The following is a 15365-nucleotide window of genomic DNA, read 5'->3' as shown; positions in this document are numbered from 1 at the left end:
TGCCCTTTTCGACGATGCGGCCAGCCCAGATTGGGTGCCTAACGGAACAACGCCACTTTGGGTGAGCCGCGTGGCGCTAGCCGCGGATTCTCCCTCGCCTCAACCGGCGGCTAGCGCCTTGCCGCTCATTGCACCGCAAATCACGGTGTTTTTGATGGAAAGTAACGCTGTCCAACTAATAGCTGTGCGGATCAAGCTTCACCTTGCCGCGGAAGATCCAGTAGATGATCACGGTGTAGCTGAGCACACACGGCATGCCGATCAGGGCGATCAGCAGCATCGTTTGGAGGGTTTGCTGGCTGCTGCGGGCGTTGTCCAGCGTGATGCTGTAGCTGGGGTCGATGGTCGAGATCACAAAGTTCGGAAAGATCGCCACGCTGAACAGCGTCGCCAAAGCAAGGATCACCATCGCCGAGCTGAAGAAGGCGTAGCCGGGTTTGCCCAAGTGCATGGCGCGGGGAATGTTCAACACGGCCAGCACGTTCAACAGCGGGACGATCCACAGCCACGGGTGCCGGTGCAGATTGTCCGTGGCGTGGGACACGTGCCACCAGGTCGCCAACGTGACCAGCAGGTACAGCGTCGCGAACGCGAAAAACAGCGGGGTGATCCGTTGGCGGACGCGTGCTTGCAGGTCGTCTTCGGTTTTCAGGTACAGGTAGATCGCCCCGTGCAGCGCGAATAGCGACACCGTCAGGGCGCCCACCAGCAGCGGGTACCAGTACAGCTGGTCCAGCAGGTTTCCGTGATAAAAATACTTTTCGCCCACCGCCATCCCGCCGATCACGTTGCCACCGGCGATCCCCAGGAGGGCCGCGGCCGTGACCGACGAAGCAAAGAAACTGAAATCCCAGATGCCCCGCCAGCGTGCCGAATGGACCTTGGAGCGGAATTCCAAACTGACGGCGCGGCCGATCAGGCACATCAGCAACAAATGAAAGGCGGCGTAGAAACTGCTAAACACCGTTGCGTAGGCGTTCGGAAACGCGGCAAACAACGCTCCGCCGAACGTCACCAACCAGACTTCGTTGCCGTCCCACAGCGGTCCGATCGAATTCATCACCAAACGCCGCTCGTGGTCGTTCTTGGCAACGAACGGGTGCAGAATCCCGACCCCCAGGTCGAATCCATCCAAGATCGCGTAGCCGGTCAACAGGATTCCCAGCAGCACGAACCAAATGAACGTCAACCATTCGTAGCTCATCGCAGGCCCTCCTCCAGCATCGAACCACCCCAGGAGCTGCCGTGGCGTCCGAAGGTATCCGACAGCGGCGGCGATTCGCTTGGGTCTTCGGACGACCCGGTGTCGTCGGGCGCATCCGGGCCATGTTGGATCTTGTGATTGAGCACGAAGATCCAAATGCCGAACAACATCGAATAGATGACCGTGAACATGACGATCGAGCTGAGCACTTGTTCGGCCGTGACGGATTCGCTCAGGCCGTCGGCGGTGCGCAATCCGATCATCGGCTGCCCGTCCTGAACCGAAGGATAAACAATCCAGGGCTGTCGCCCGACCTCGGCAGTGATCCAGCCGAGTTGATTCGCTGCCATGGCTGCCAGCGGCATGGCTACGACAACCCACATCAATCGTCGCCGGTTGTCGTAGCTGCCTCGGTACCAGCAGATACAGGCCCACAATGCCACCCCCATCATCAAGGTGCCCAGCGCCACCATCAGGTGAAACGTCTGAAACGGCAACCACACCGGAGGACGTTGGTCGATCGGAATCTGATCCAACCCGGGGACCGGATGGTACGGATCGTTGTGCACCATGAAGCTCAGCAGGTACGGCACGCGGACGCCAAAGTGCACGGTCTTGCGATCCGCATCGGGCCAACCGAACAGGTACAGGCCGGTGGGCCGGTCGTCGGTTTCAAAGTGCGCCTCCATCGCCGCCAGTTTCGCCGGTTGGGTCTGTGCCACCTTTTGTGCGGAATCATGCCCGGTCACGGCCGACAGCACCGTGAAGATCAGTGCGGACGGCAACGCCACCGACAGGCAGCGGCGCGCGACTTCCTCGTGGCGTCCTTTCAGCAGATAGTACGAACACACCGAGGCGACGAAAAACGCCCCCAACACCAGGGCCCCGACGACGGTGTGGGACAGGCGGTCGACCGATGAGGGGTTGAACACCATCGCCCAAAAATCCGTGACTTCGGCACGCGGCACCCGCTCGCCTTGCACCTCGTGCCAGACGATGTGGTATCCCGCCGGGGTCTGCTGCCAACTGTTGGCAATCACGATCCACACGGCACTGAACACCGACCCCAGAAACACCATCGCGGTGCTGAGCAGGTGCAACTTGGGGCCGACGCGGTCCCAGCCAAACACCAGGACCGCCAAGAAACCGCTTTCGAGAAAGAACGCGAAGATGCCTTCGGCCGCCAACGCGGAACCGAACACGTCACCGACGAAGCGTGAGTAGGCCGCCCAGTTGGTGCCGAATTCGAACTCCATCACGATGCCGGTCGCCACGCCCATGGCGAAATTGACTGCGAAGACCCGCGTCCAAAACCTGGCCGCGGCCTCCCAGGCCGGCTGTCCGGTACGGACGTAAGCCAGTTCGCACAGGAACAATTGCAGCCCCAACCCGATCGACAGCGGAGGGAACAGGTAGTGGAACATGATCGTTCCGGCGAACTGCAACCTGCTCAGTAGTTCGACGTCCATTCGGATTCATCTGGCCCTGATCGCTCACGAGGATGGGGAAATCGCACAAAGATTCACCGCGTGAAGGGTTTGACGACGCCCCGCGAATTGCGAAACCCTGGATGCACCGTGATGAATTCTAGGCGCCCGCGGCCGCCGAGCCTCCCCGGCCGATTGTCGCACCTTGCAACTGCAGCACGTAGACCACGTCTTCGCTGGTCGAATCGACTTCGATTGGAGCGTCCAGGTCATAGCCGAAATCAAACGTCGCCAATGTTTTCCAACGCCCGCTGTGGGCAATCAATCGCGCCATCTGTTTGGCCGTGTAACTGCGCAAGACCAATTCGTCCTGAATGCGAAAGCTGCCCGACGGCCGATGGATGTCAAACCGGATGCCAAAGCGTTCGACGCGTTTCTTGGGGTCGCGTCCGTTGGTCCACATGTGCGTGTTGACCGACAAATGGCCGCGTCGCGCCGACCAGGATTCTCCTTCGCTGGGTTCGGCTTCGGTCGGGGTCAGGTGCACGCCCAGCAGATACAGTCCGCCGACGCGGAGGGCGCCGGCCATCGCGTCAAAGTGGGCTCGCGCCGCGGCCTCGCTGTCCAGGTGACGAAAACTGTTGATGGTGTTGAAGGCAATGTCCGCCTTGCGTTTCAATCGAAAATCGGACATGTCCGCCACGAAGGCCCGGTGCGGAATTCCGTGACGGGCAAAGCGGGCATTGCAAAACTCGATTGCTTTTGGATTCAGATCCAAGCCCTGGACGTCGCGGCCTTCGCGAGCCAGGGAGTACAGCAACCGCCCGGTGCCACACGCCGGTTCGAAGAAGCGTTCCACCGGTCGTTTCGAATAACGCTGGGCGCATCCCAGGATGAACTTGCGTTCGGCGGCACAGTCGGCTCCGAAAACCAGGTCATAGTACTTCGGATGATCGTAGATGGATTCGTTCAGGATTTGCATGCGAGTGGGCGCTTCCGAACTCGTGGTGGGCCGCGGGCGATGGGAGTGCCCATTTGATACCACGTCGATCGCGACCTCCACACCGGTCGATGCGTGGTCCGCCGGCGCCTTGACCGGGCTGGTCCACGCGTCCGCTCAGACGGGATCCGGCGCTGCGGCTGCCTCACGATCCTGGATCACACGTGTCGGGATCGCGATCCGGCGGCGGCGAAATTCTCGAAACAGCGAGATCAGATTGACGCACAGGATCAGCACGCCAACCGCCAGAATCAGCAACGCGATCACCCGCGACAGACCGCCGGAACTGAGCGCCTGGTCCCAGGTCCACATCCAATCGAAGGCGTGGACGACGGTGTAGTCGCTTTGGATTTCGCCATGCAAGGCGACATCGACCGTCGCCGGCACGATGACCGCTGCGAACACCACCACCAACGCCGCCGCCAGGGGCGGAATAAACGACGGGCCGAATCGCTTCAGAAACGGCATCGCCAACAATCGAACCGTCCCCAGGTAGGCCAGCAGGTAGCCGGCCATCATGGCGGCGAAGTAAACGGACAGGGTGTCCGGGGCGCGACGCACGTGCCAAGCCTCAGCGATCTGGCCCACGCCCGTCATCACGATCAGTCCGGAGAGGGCGGTGGAGACGACGAACATGAATCCCGTGCCTGGACCCGGCATCCACCAAGTGAACAACATGCGTGTCAGGTAGGTCGCGGGTAGGCCGCGGCGCACCCGCGGGCTCAATTCGACCGATTCACCGCACGTGAACACGCCCACCACGAACCAGAAGATTCCCAACGCCATCATCCCCAGCTGGATGATTTCAACTTCGTCGACGGTCCATGTGGCATAGCTGAGCATCATGATCCAAAGGACCTGCTGGCCGAAGAGAATGGCACGCAAGCGTGTCGAACGGTTTTCGGTGATCGGCGCGATTCGGGCCGACGCGGCAGCCAGAAACAGGACCACGAACGATCCCGCCATCAGAAATCCGGACAGGAATCCGAACCACGTTCCGCTCCACTGATCCGTCAACACGGCGGAAAACACGATCCCGCAGCAGCCGAATTCCACGAATCCGATCACCGCGATCAACCCGACCAGCAGGAACGTTTGCAGCGTTCGTCCCTGCGCGAGGGTCGACAGCATCAACGCGAACGCGGTCAAGACGAGCGCCGTGATGAAAGCGATGGCGATGACCAGGGCGATGGTGGGCAATCCGATGCCGCGCAGCAGGTAACAGAACGCCAGGCAGGGGACGATCGCGGAGAAGTAGATCAGCATTTGCAACACGCTGCTGTTCATCTTGCCGGTGACAATGCCCCAGGCCGAAAGTCGCGTGATCGCCAGCATCTCGTAAGTGCCTTCGTCCAACTCGGCCGCCAGCGAACGAAATGCAAACAGGGGGACAAAGGCGAATAGCGAGATTGAAAGGATCAAAAAGTATCCGATCATCATCGTGTCGCCCGTCGGCAAGAAATACACGTCGGGCGCGTTGAAGATGATTCCCATCATCGTCCACGCGCATGATGCGACCAGCAGACAAAAGAACGTGACCAGAAATTGCTTGCTCTTGAGCGATTGTCGGGCTTCCTTCAGCAAGATCGGATTCAACCAGGCCGTCACCCGCTCGGACCAACGGTCGATCCGCGCCCAGAAACCTTCGCCGTCTGGGTCAAGCGCCAGCGACGGATAGGCGTGAAGTGTTGCGCTGGTGCCGCCGAGAACATTGCTCTCGCTTGCTTCGGCACCGAGTTTCGGATCGGAATCGTTCATTGCACGTGCCCCGATGTCAGCTTCATGAACAGGTCTTCCAGGGATTCATCGACGACGCGGTATTCCATCACGGGAACACGGGCGTCGCACAGATGATGAAGGACTTGGATCTGCTTGGAGGGTCCGCCTTCGACGCGAAAACTGATCGTTTGATCGGTGCACCGGACGTCGCTGACGCACGGCAGTTGACTCAGGCTGTCGAGGGCCCCGTCGGTCGGTCCATCGATCAGGATGATCAGGTCCTGATGGAACTGGGATTTCATCCGCAACGCCGAAACGGTGTCGTTGGCCAACAGACGACCCTGTTCGATGATGCCGACTCGATCGCAGATTTCCGCCAGTTCGCTCAGGATGTGACTGCTGACGAGAATGGTCTTGCCCTCCGCAGCCAGCGAGCGAATGATCTGCCGCAGTTCGATCCGCGCCCGCGGGTCCAACCCGGCAGCCGGTTCGTCCAGAATCAAGACCGACGGATCGTGAATCAGGGCCCGTCCCAAACACAGACGCTGGCGCATTCCCTTGCTCAACCCGTTGATCGGCTTTTCCGCCATCGCGCGCAATCCGGTGAAGTCCATGACCCACCGCATCCGACGTGTTCGTTCACGCCCGACCAGTCCGTTGGAACGGGCAAAGAAATCCAGGTATTCGGCGCAGCTGGTGTCGCTGTAGGTGCTGAAGTGATCGGGCATGAATCCCAGCCGACGTCGGACTCGATCGGGATCATTGACCGAGGAAAGGCCTTCGACGAACGCGTCGCCGCTGGTCGGCAACTCCAACGTGGCCAGGATTCGCATGCTGGTTGTTTTGCCGGCTCCGTTGGGCCCGATGTATCCGAACACGCTGCCCTTGGGAACCAAGAAGGAAACGTCGTCGACGGCGCGTGTCGGTCCGAACACCCGCGTCACGTGCTGCAGTTCCAGCATCGGTCCCTGCCAGGGTGTTGGCATCACGGCAATCGCCCTCCGATCAGGCGAACGCACTGGTCTTGCAGACAACGTCGCAACGCGAACACGTCTTGGTCAACTTCCGTGCTCAACAGGAAAGATCGCTGCGGTGGCGATTGAGAAAATCGACGCATCCGGTCTTCCAAGTACGACCGGTCGTCGGTCGATGCACGCGACAGGTAAGGGGCCGGCATGCCCGTCTCCGCCGGATCGATGAAACCGGTTGCCATCGCGCCGAACACGTTGGCCGGTGTGGACGTCATTTCCGTCGTGGCGCCCGGGGGCAGATTGCTTGCTGTCCAGTAGCTCCCATCCGCGGCGCGTATCGCTGCCTGACGGATCGGCGTCGACAGGCGGTTGGTCAATCGCACGGGATAGGCCTTGAAATCAACCTCCACAGGTACCTCGCCAATGCTCGGCCGGGTCACCAGGTAGTGAACCTGGTCGCGCGTCGGCAAGAATGCGCCGCTGTAACGGCGTGACTGGGATGTCTGTTCGATCCGGTACTCGCCGGAACGCGAATCGTCCGCCGAGTAGTATCGGTTGCGTCGCAACCGTTCCGAATGGTGCACGGGCAGCACCAGCGACTGATCGTCAAAGTGCAGCCCCTGCTGGTTGTCGATGACCGTGTAGTAGGTCTGTCGGGATTGATCGATCTGCGGACAGGGATCCGATGTGTCCTTGCCGCGGGCGTCCACCCAGGTCAGTTGCCGGATCCGCGCCCGGTTGTCGAAACCGTCCGAGATGTACGCGTAGCAAAACAGTCCGGTCGTCACGAGGAATGCCAGGGCGGGTGCCAGGAAGTACAACAGGTACAGCCGCTTGCGCCGGCGGAGCACGAAATACAGGACGGGTCCGATCAACAACACAAACAGTCCGTTCAAGATCACAAACATGGTCACCGGCGGTTGGCCCACCGCCGGCATCAGCCAAGCCCAGTAGCTGTCATTGCCTTTCCGGTAGTCGATCCCTTGTCGCTGCTTCCATTTCAGCGGCTTGGCATCGAGGGCCTGCCAGAGTTGAAAGGACCCCGGGAACGGGTCCGATGCGGACAACAGAACGACCCGTCCCAACCCGTGGGGGACGATCTGCATCTGCGCGAGCAGCGCTGGACGGTTCACCCGTTTGACCATCGGGTGGTTCACGGCAGTCAGGTCGTCGTACAGCGTCTGACGTTTGCGGACCGTCGCGTTGACCGTGTAAGAATTGGTGTAGTACGTGCCGAAACCCCACGGCTGATAATCGATCGATGACGTGTCGTTGTTCCGATCCAGCGAAAGCTGCTTCGCCGGGTCGGGATAGAATTGGATTTGATTGACAGCGGAATCCGGTGGAGTGGTCAGCCATGGCACCGCGGCGGTTCCCAAATCGGCGGGGGCCGAATAGGCCCAGATCTGCCCCCCGGTGGAGGCCCATTTCAGCAAGGCGTCCAGACGCTCAGGCTGTTCTCGAGACATCCGATCCAGGATCGGGAAGGGGGCCAGCAGCAGATCCAATTGGCTGTACCCAAGCCACGAACGTTGCATCTCGTCTTCATCGATGATGCGAAAACGCACCCAGCTGTGCTTCAACTGGTCCACATAGTCCCGCGCCTGTTTGTTGGTGAAGCGTTTGATTTGAGGCCGGTCGTCCAGTGGGCCATCGCCCAACACCGTGACCAGGGACCGCAGGTCGGGGAATCTTGCCCAGGGTTGATTCGAGTCCGTCGGTGGACAAGTCAGAACGCCCACCGAGATGTGCTGACCCCAATTCTTGGTCGTCTGCGGCGGATTGAAGGTGCTGGGTACATCGCCGAGCAGACGACCGTCTTCGCTGATGCGGAGTGACAATCGTTCCCAGCGGTAGAACTGGGGGACCAGGATCGACGTCTCATAGGCTCGCTGTCCCTCGGGGACGGTCACGTCACAGCTGTACTGGAAATCCAGGGGCGTGGCATATTGGGCTCGTGGGCGAAACTGCAGCCGCAACCGTCGTTGGCGGTTGAACTGCTTGCCCAAGGCTTGGAATTTCAGGTGGACGGGTTGGAATCCGTCGCCGCCGAGTCGCGGCATAGAAACCCAGAGGCGAAAGCCGGCCTGTTTGGGATTCACCGGCGCCACACCCAACAGCAGCGTCTCGGCCCGCGAGCCGACGGCCAGCAGCAGTTGCATCAGGATCATGACGGCCAGAATGCGTTTCATGTCTGGTTCTGATCCGGCATGCGGGACGTCGGCACGTGAATCGGTTGTGGCGTTTCGGGTCGCGACGCGGCCGATCCGATCAGGGCGAATAACCCAGCCAATAGAAAGGTGGCGGCATACATCACCACCGGCACCAGCGTCGCGGCGATCACGACGGTTGCGATCGCCGCCCCCATGTGGTCGCCGGTCACCGCCTGGTGGATCACAGCCATGGCCAAGGAACTGACCGTGACCAGCGCGATCAGCCAGCGCAGAGAGATCTGCGGCATCAAGGGCTCACGGGTGGGGGATGCTTTCACATTCAGCTCCATCACGGTCGCGGGAAACCGATCACGCGACGGGGCCTGGGACCGACGCCAACTGGATTCAACGGTCCGGCGGATCGGCGGGCGTGCGTGAACGGAGGAGATAAGAAGCAGGCATTCTGGTCCGTTCCCGATCGCCCACGAGGAATCAACTTGCCGTCGGAGATCCGAATCGGTCCGCCGACCAGTCTAACGGATTCGGGGACATCCCAAGTGGCCGATTGATCGGATACCCAGCGGGATGGCTCCGGATGAGTCAGTGCGTCGGCCGATCGACGGTGTCGTGATCGTCCGAGTGCAATAAAAGTGATCGTCCGAGTCCAATAAAAGTGATCGTCCGAGTGCAATAAAAAACGGCCCCCGGAGAACGAATCTCCGGGGGCCGCTGGGTCATCGGGTCCGCCGAATCGGAAAGATCGGCGGCAACGTCTGGCGACGCGTTTACTGGCCGCAGTTGACGCAACCGGCACCGGTTGCCATCGGAGCAGCTTCGACGGCACCACCTTGCATCACCGGGGCGGCGGTGGAAGTGCCATAGCTGTAAACGGGAACCTGAACCGTCGTCGGGACCGGCTTGCAGACTTGCACTTGGACTTCCTTCATCGATTGCACGGGAACGCAAACTTGATAGGTTTCCGGGACCTCTTCGACCACGTTTTCGCAAACGGTGACGTTGTAGGTGCGGGTGCGAGTCTGGGGAACCATGACGCAGTACTGAACTTCACGCTCACGGGTTTCCGTTTCCATCCGGGTCTTGTTGACCGTTCGGGTTCGTTCCTCGGTGGTGTAGGTCGTCTTGGGAACCATGCGGGTGCGGGTTTCCATGCGAGTCTTTTGCACCGGGATCATTCGGGACCGCGTTTCGGTCGTCATGGTGGTGACCGGAACGGTGCGCGTGCGCGTTTCGTAACGGTACTTGGTGACGTCACGGGTCCGCTCTTCCTGACGCGATTTTTGGACGTTGACCATGCGGGTCCGTTCCTCGGTGGTCATTTCGCAGTAGGGAACTTCGCGGGTGCGAGTTTCCATGCGGGTCTTGCGAACCGGCACCATGCGGCTGCGTTGTTCGGTGACCATTTCGCAATAGGGGACTTCGCGGGTGCGAGTCTCGTATCGCTGTTTTTGCACAGTCACCATGCGGCTGCGGTTTTCGGTTTGCATGGTCGTGACGGGAACTTCGCGGGTGCGAGTTTCCATCCGGGTCTTTTGCACCGGCACTTCACGGGTCCGCGTTTCGTTGCGGTACTTGGTGATGTCGCGGGTACGTTCTTCGGTACGGCACTTTTGAACCTTGACGGTTCGCGTGCGCTGTTCCGTTCGGTACTTCGTCACATCAACCATACGCGTGCGAGTTTCGTTTCGCGTGCGGGTCACCGGAACGGTGCGGGTTTTGGTTTCAGTGACGCAACGCGTGGTCGTATACGTGTACGGCTCTTGCGTGGACTGTTGTTGGTAGGTCGTCACGGGGACTTCCTTGGTCACCATGTTCGGGACCCAAACCTGGCGATAGCTGACGGTCGGTGCACAAGGCGAACCGCCGACGACCCCGCCGCAGCCGCCGCAATCGGCCACAGCCGATCCGCAACCGCCACATCCGGCCGACGTCGATCCACAGCCGCCGCAACCGGCATCACCGCAACCGCTTCCTCCACAGCCACCGTCGCCGCATCCGGCACCGGTCGCGGGAACGGCCGATCCGCCACCAACGGTGACGGCTTGGCATTGATAGCTGCCTTGGTCTTCGCACACGGTCTTCATCGTCGTCACGGGGACGCACTTGGTGACCGTTCGATAGGCCGTCTTGGTTTCCGTCACGGGCACCTGCACCTGGTACGTTTGCTCAACTTCCTCGGTGTAAGGAACGCACACGGTGTAAGACTGCTCGACCTGCTCCGTGTAAGGAACCGACACGCTGTAGGACTGTTCAACGTCTTCGTAGTACGGGACCTGAACGGTGTAGGTCTGCTGTTCCGTGTACGGAACTTGAACGGTGTAGTCCTGAGTCATCGTCTCGGTGTACGGGACGCAAACTTGGTACTCTTCCGTCCGCGTCGACGTCACCGGCACCTGCACCGTGTAGGTCTGTTCGACTTGCTCGGTGTAAGGCACGCAGACTTGGTACTCTTCGGTACGAGTCTTCTGCACGGGCACCTGGACGGTGTAGGTCTGTTCGACCTGTTCCGTGTAGGGCACGCAGACTTGGTACTCTTCAGTACGCGTCTTGGTGACCGGGACTTGGACCGTGTAGGTCTGTTCCATCTGCTCGGTGTAAGGGACCGTCACGGTGTAGGACTGCTGCTCGGTGTAGGGGACGCAGACCTGGTAGCTCTGTTCCACTTCCGACTTCACCGGCACTTGCACCGTGTAAGTCTGTTCGACTTGCTCGGTGTAAGGGACACAGACCTGGTAGGACTGTTCCACCTCGGTGGTCACCGGCACCTGCACGGTGTAGGGGACTTCCTCGGTGTAGGAAACCGGGACTTGAACCGTGTAGGACTCCGTCTTGGTGCGCATTTCCGGAACATTGACCGTGTAGGTTTGTTCGCGAGTTTGCACCTTGGCGACACGTCGCACGACCGAACGCATGCGGGTCCGCGTTTCGGTTTGATAGGTGGTGGTGGGAACCATGCGGGTTTCCGTCACCATTTGGGGCTGCATCACGGTCCGCGTTTCGTAGGACACGGTCGGACCACAAGGCGATTCACACCCCGAGCCCGCTGCGCAGCCGCTGCAGTCGCCACAGGGGCTGGCCGCGGCGGCTTCGGCGACGCAGCCGGAGCCCGACGCGCAGCCGCCGCAGAGGCCACATCCGGCAAAGACGTTTGCAGAGAGCAACAATGCTCCGCATAGTCCTGCCAAGTACTGAAACAATCGATTAGTCATTCAGGGAGTCCTCCAATTTGTCTCACAGCCAGTGAGCGACGATGAAAATACGAGAGAGTGTTTAACGGCTGCGTAGTCTGGGCGACGCCAGCCCCTTGAATTTAGGCAGGCGTCTACCACTGTCAACAATCCGCCACGGTCAGTTGACTCAATTTGCACAGATTACTGAGGCTGACTGAGCCGCGTCGAATGGTCGGCGCCGTGCAAATGGTGCACCGACCTAGCCGAATTCATGCATTCGCCACGAAAAAAACACAATTCCGCGGTTCGGCCGGCATCGATGTTGGGGACTTCAAGGACGGTTCGGGGTGTCGTCAGATTGACCGTCGCCTGGACGACACTGGCATCCGGGGGGGCTCTCGTCGGGATGCTTTGGTCGAAATGCCGAGCAAGCTCGGTCTGGAGCTGGACTGTGTCTGACGAAGCGGTGTTTGAAGGCGCGGTGTTTGAAGACCTGGGACGAACTTTCGAACGCGTGACTTGCCGCCGCTTGTTGATGGCAGCGACGACCTTGGCAGCGACGACACCGTGCGGCACTGACAGCGGGCGGGACTGACATCGTGCGGCACGGACAGCGGGCGACGCTTCAGCACACGCCGCGACGCCGCGGCAAGGCGACGGCTGGGGATGGCGAGACTTCCGATGGCGGGTTTGCAGATCCGAATTCGCGAATTCAGTGCGGCAGGCATCATGAACCCGGCGACAAAAGCCGAGTTCAATGCAAGAGGTGCTCCAACGGCAGGAATGGCGACCGCAATCGCACCCCACAGGCAGCTGAAGCGATTTGTCGGACGAATGGGCGGTTTCGGGGTGTACGGAAGCTAGTTGTTTGCCCGTTTTCTCGTATCATTCACTCTAGTCGAGTGCCGATGATGCATTTCGGGGCGGGTGTCAAACGGCTTGGCAGGCGATTTGCGGACGCGGGTGGTTGCCAGTTCCACCGATCCCCTCCCAAAGTCAGAATTCCCCCCTGTGGTCAGAGGCGTGTGATGACGCAATCGACTCATCCGAACGGTCCCGGCGACGGCGACGGCCAGGCTGGTTCGATGCAGCAACCGAAACGCTTGATCTGTGTCGGCTCGGCGGATTCGCTTCCAAGCGACTATTCGCCCGAGGAGGTTCTCGTTCTGGACTCCTCCCAGACCGTTTTGGACCAACTCTCCGAGCCCGCGATCGAGGGGGTCTGGATCGCCCGCGAACTGCTGCCCGAACTGGGAGAATTGCGAGGTCTGTGTCAGAGCGGTTTGATGCTGCGCGATCTGCCCGAGGGCGCGGCGCTGCTGGATCAGAAGAACCGAGTGCTGTGGGCCAACCGGCGGCTGAAACGTTGGGCCGGCAAGCTGGAGGATGACCCGGTCGGGGAATCGATCTACGAACTGATGGGCAATCCGGACATCCTGGGGTCGGATCTGTGTCCGTTTCATTCCGCCTTTGTGACCGGCGAGGAGAGCAGCGGAACGTTTCAGACCCACGACAATCGGTATTTCCAGGTCCGTGCCGCACCGGTCGGTGACCAGTCACCGGCGACGCAGTTGGTGGTGACCGTGGGGGACATCACCGACGAGATCCTGCAGCAGCAGAAGCTTGCCGCGATCCACCGCGCCGGGCGCGAGTTGGCCGATTTGCGGCCAACGGAAATCTATCAGATGGGTGTCGATGAGCGCATCGAGTTGCTCAAAGACAACATCCGTCACTATTTGACCGACCTGTTGAATTTCGAAGTCATCGAGATTCGCGTGTTGGAGCAAGCCACCGGAAACCTGGTCCCGCTGCTGAGTGTGGGGATCGATCAGGAAGCAGCGGATCGTCAGCTGTTCGCCCACCCCCAGGGCAACGGGATCACCGGGTACGCGGCTTCCAGTGGCACCAGCTACCTGTGCTACGACGTGATCAATGACCCGCTGTTCATTCCCGGCGTGGCGAATTCGCGAAGTTCTTTGACGGTCCCGCTGATTCTGAACGATCAGGTGCTCGGGACGATCAATGTGGAAAGCCCCGAGGTGGCAGCCTTCAGCGAAAGCGATTTGCAATTCTTGGAGATCTTCGCCCGCGACATCAGCTACGCGTTGAACACGCTGGAACTGTTGGTGGCCCAGAAGGCCGACACGGCCCTGCAGAGTTGCAATGCGATTCACAGCGCCGTGGCGATGCCGGTGGACGAGATCTTGAACGATGCGGTCAACGTGATGGAAGACTACATCGGGCACGCGCCCGAGATGGTCGACCGGATTCGCCGCATCTTGAAGAATGCCCGCGACATCAAACAGACGATTCAGCAGATCGGTCAACGGATGACGCCCCTGGAAGCGGTGCCCCCGGGGATCTCATCGGAAGAGCACTCGATCTTGCGCGGCAAACGTGTCTTGGTGGTCGATGAGGACGGGACCGTTCGCGAGGATGCCCACAGCCTGTTGGAGCGTTACGGTTGCATTGTCGAAACGGCCCAGCGTGGTGACCAGGCGGTGCTGATGGTCCGGGACGGTGATTCGGACGACAAATACGACGTGATCATCAGCGACATCAAACTGCCCGAGTTCAGCGGGTTTCAACTGATGATGCGGTTGAAGAAGATCATTGACCCGGTGCCGATGATTCTGATGACCGGGTTCGGCTACGATCCCGGGCACTCGATTGTCAACGCCCGGCAAAACGGGTTGCACCCCAAAGCCCTGTTGTTCAAGCCGTTCCGTCTGGACCAATTGATCGACGTCGTCAAAACGGTGTTGGAAGCCAACCTGAATTCTGGCCAGGCATCGGGTGATGAATCGCGCAAGTCGCAGGACCGGGAAGCCAACCGCGTCTGACTTGCGTCCCCTCAATGCGCGGGTGCCGCGTAGGGATTGATCTGCTGCGGGGACCGCCGTGTCGGTCGTCGAGGTGCGCCGTGCTTGTGTGACGGATCGCAGTACGACCAGTCACCGCCCTGGGCGATGGCGCTGATTTCGCCGTAAAGCTGCATCGCGCGTTGGTAGCGAGCTTCAGACCTTAAGCCGCCCAACCCGTGGTCCCTGTGCGTGATCGGAAATTCCAACGGGCCCGTGTCCGTGCGAAATACCACAATCACGAAGTGCAGCCGGTGCAAACATCCCGCCGGCCGAACCGATTCGTATTGGACGTCGATGATCGAACTGCCTGGCACCTGGTAATACGCCCGGTCGCCCTCCATTCGAATCCCCCGCGACGTCACCTCGATCAGCAACACGTCTTCGGCCGAATCCAGTTGCGTCACGGACCATTTCTCACGCGGCAACCATTCCACCATGGCCGCCGAGTTTGGCCATGGCCGAACTTCCCGCCGGTGTGCCCGACGCCCGGCGAGCGCGGCGGCGGACCGGTGGGCGACGGCGCGGCGCAGACGCCAACGCAGGACTCGATTGATCGGCCACTCCGGATACGTTCCGGCCCAAGCGACCTGCAGCCCCAACGATGTCAGCAGAAGCACACCGGCGACCAATGTCGCGGCCAGCGGTTGTAGCCGCATCAACACCAGCGCGATCGGGACCGATGCGGCGATGATTGTCAGGGGGATCAGGCAAATCAGCACGTTCGAAGTCAGCTTCCACGCGAACGTCAGCACTCGGCCGGCCTCGTCGGGCGGCAGAGGCGTGATCGACGCGAGGTGCGATGCGGAGGCGTGTTGAGGCATGTTGCCGACCGGTGACGA

The 15365-nt window shown here is 60.6% G+C and carries 10 protein-coding genes; 1 reads left to right on the top strand and 9 read right to left on the bottom strand.

Going from position 1 to position 15365, the window contains the following annotated elements; genetic code table 11:
- Positions 1-175 precede the first annotated feature (175 nt).
- The 8 genes from cydB to FYK55_RS15630 all read right to left on the bottom strand — a co-directional run bounded on the left by cydB (position 176) and on the right by FYK55_RS15630 (position 11701).
- Positions 176-1204, bottom strand: a complete 1029-nt coding sequence (cydB, locus tag FYK55_RS15665; protein ID WP_150077378.1) for a cytochrome d ubiquinol oxidase subunit II — start codon at positions 1202-1204, stop codon at positions 176-178.
- Positions 1201-2673 carry a cytochrome ubiquinol oxidase subunit I gene (locus tag FYK55_RS15660; RefSeq protein ID WP_150077377.1) on the bottom strand — a complete coding sequence of 491 codons (1473 nt, stop codon included), beginning with the start codon at positions 2671-2673 and terminating at the stop codon, positions 1201-1203. Before FYK55_RS15660 ends, cydB begins: the two co-directional genes overlap by 4 nt.
- A gap of 118 nt (positions 2674-2791) precedes the next feature.
- The gene (locus tag FYK55_RS15655) at positions 2792-3613 is read right to left on the bottom strand and encodes a class I SAM-dependent methyltransferase (protein ID WP_150077376.1); all 822 of its coding nucleotides are present in this window, start codon (positions 3611-3613) and stop codon (positions 2792-2794) included.
- 135 nt (positions 3614-3748) lie between these two features.
- Positions 3749-5389: an ABC transporter permease gene (locus tag FYK55_RS15650; RefSeq protein WP_150077375.1), complete on the bottom strand. Its 1641-nt coding sequence runs from the start codon at positions 5387-5389 to the stop codon at positions 3749-3751.
- A complete protein-coding gene (locus FYK55_RS15645; protein WP_235908725.1) occupies positions 5386-6336 on the bottom strand; it encodes an ABC transporter ATP-binding protein in 951 nt (316 codons plus the stop codon). The genes FYK55_RS15650 and FYK55_RS15645 overlap by 4 nt, the downstream gene beginning before the upstream one ends.
- A complete protein-coding gene (locus tag FYK55_RS15640; protein WP_150077374.1) occupies positions 6336-8513 on the bottom strand; it encodes a hypothetical protein in 2178 nt (725 codons plus the stop codon). The genes FYK55_RS15645 and FYK55_RS15640 overlap by 1 nt, the downstream gene beginning before the upstream one ends.
- On the bottom strand, positions 8510-8782 hold the full coding sequence (locus FYK55_RS15635; protein WP_150077373.1) for a hypothetical protein: 273 nt from the start codon (positions 8780-8782) through the stop codon (positions 8510-8512). Before FYK55_RS15635 ends, FYK55_RS15640 begins: the two co-directional genes overlap by 4 nt.
- Before the next feature lie 477 nt (positions 8783-9259).
- The gene (locus tag FYK55_RS15630) at positions 9260-11701 is read right to left on the bottom strand and encodes a hypothetical protein (RefSeq protein ID WP_150077372.1); all 2442 of its coding nucleotides are present in this window, start codon (positions 11699-11701) and stop codon (positions 9260-9262) included.
- Positions 11702-12690: 989 nt separating this feature from the next.
- Between FYK55_RS15630 and FYK55_RS15625 the strand changes: the two genes are divergently transcribed.
- A complete protein-coding gene (locus FYK55_RS15625) occupies positions 12691-14505 on the top strand; it encodes a response regulator (protein WP_235908724.1) in 1815 nt (604 codons plus the stop codon).
- Between the two features lie 11 nt (positions 14506-14516).
- On the opposite strand, the gene FYK55_RS15620 is transcribed toward FYK55_RS15625, so the two are convergent.
- Positions 14517-15347 (bottom strand): hypothetical protein, encoded by an 831-nt coding sequence (locus FYK55_RS15620; protein ID WP_150077371.1) that lies wholly within the window; start codon positions 15345-15347, stop codon positions 14517-14519.
- Positions 15348-15365 lie beyond the last annotated feature (18 nt).

The sequence above is a fragment of the Roseiconus nitratireducens genome (assembly GCF_008629675.1).
Lineage (GTDB): Bacteria > Planctomycetota > Planctomycetia > Pirellulales > Pirellulaceae > Stieleria > Stieleria nitratireducens.
The sequence above is the reverse complement of the archived record's forward strand: the minus strand, read 5'-3'. Positions and strand labels throughout refer to the sequence as shown.

What these genes read in the sequence shown, in the direction of transcription:
- cydB (WP_150077378.1), bottom strand. Translation starts at nt 1,204, where the DNA reads ATGAGCTACGAATGGTTGACGTTCATTTGGTTCGTGCTGCTGGGAATC.
- FYK55_RS15660 (WP_150077377.1), bottom strand. Translation starts at nt 2,673, where the DNA reads ATGGACGTCGAACTACTGAGCAGGTTGCAGTTCGCCGGAACGATCATG.
- FYK55_RS15655 (WP_150077376.1), bottom strand. Translation starts at nt 3,613, where the DNA reads ATGCAAATCCTGAACGAATCCATCTACGATCATCCGAAGTACTATGAC.
- FYK55_RS15650 (WP_150077375.1), bottom strand. Translation starts at nt 5,389, where the DNA reads ATGAACGATTCCGATCCGAAACTCGGTGCCGAAGCAAGCGAGAGCAAT.
- FYK55_RS15645 (WP_235908725.1), bottom strand. Translation starts at nt 6,336, where the DNA reads ATGCCAACACCCTGGCAGGGACCGATGCTGGAACTGCAGCACGTGACG.
- FYK55_RS15640 (WP_150077374.1), bottom strand. Translation starts at nt 8,513, where the DNA reads ATGAAACGCATTCTGGCCGTCATGATCCTGATGCAACTGCTGCTGGCC.
- FYK55_RS15635 (WP_150077373.1), bottom strand. Translation starts at nt 8,782, where the DNA reads ATGCCGCAGATCTCTCTGCGCTGGCTGATCGCGCTGGTCACGGTCAGT.
- FYK55_RS15630 (WP_150077372.1), bottom strand. Translation starts at nt 11,701, where the DNA reads ATGACTAATCGATTGTTTCAGTACTTGGCAGGACTATGCGGAGCATTG.
- FYK55_RS15625 (WP_235908724.1), top strand. Translation starts at nt 12,691, where the DNA reads ATGACGCAATCGACTCATCCGAACGGTCCCGGCGACGGCGACGGCCAG.
- FYK55_RS15620 (WP_150077371.1), bottom strand. Translation starts at nt 15,347, where the DNA reads ATGCCTCAACACGCCTCCGCATCGCACCTCGCGTCGATCACGCCTCTG.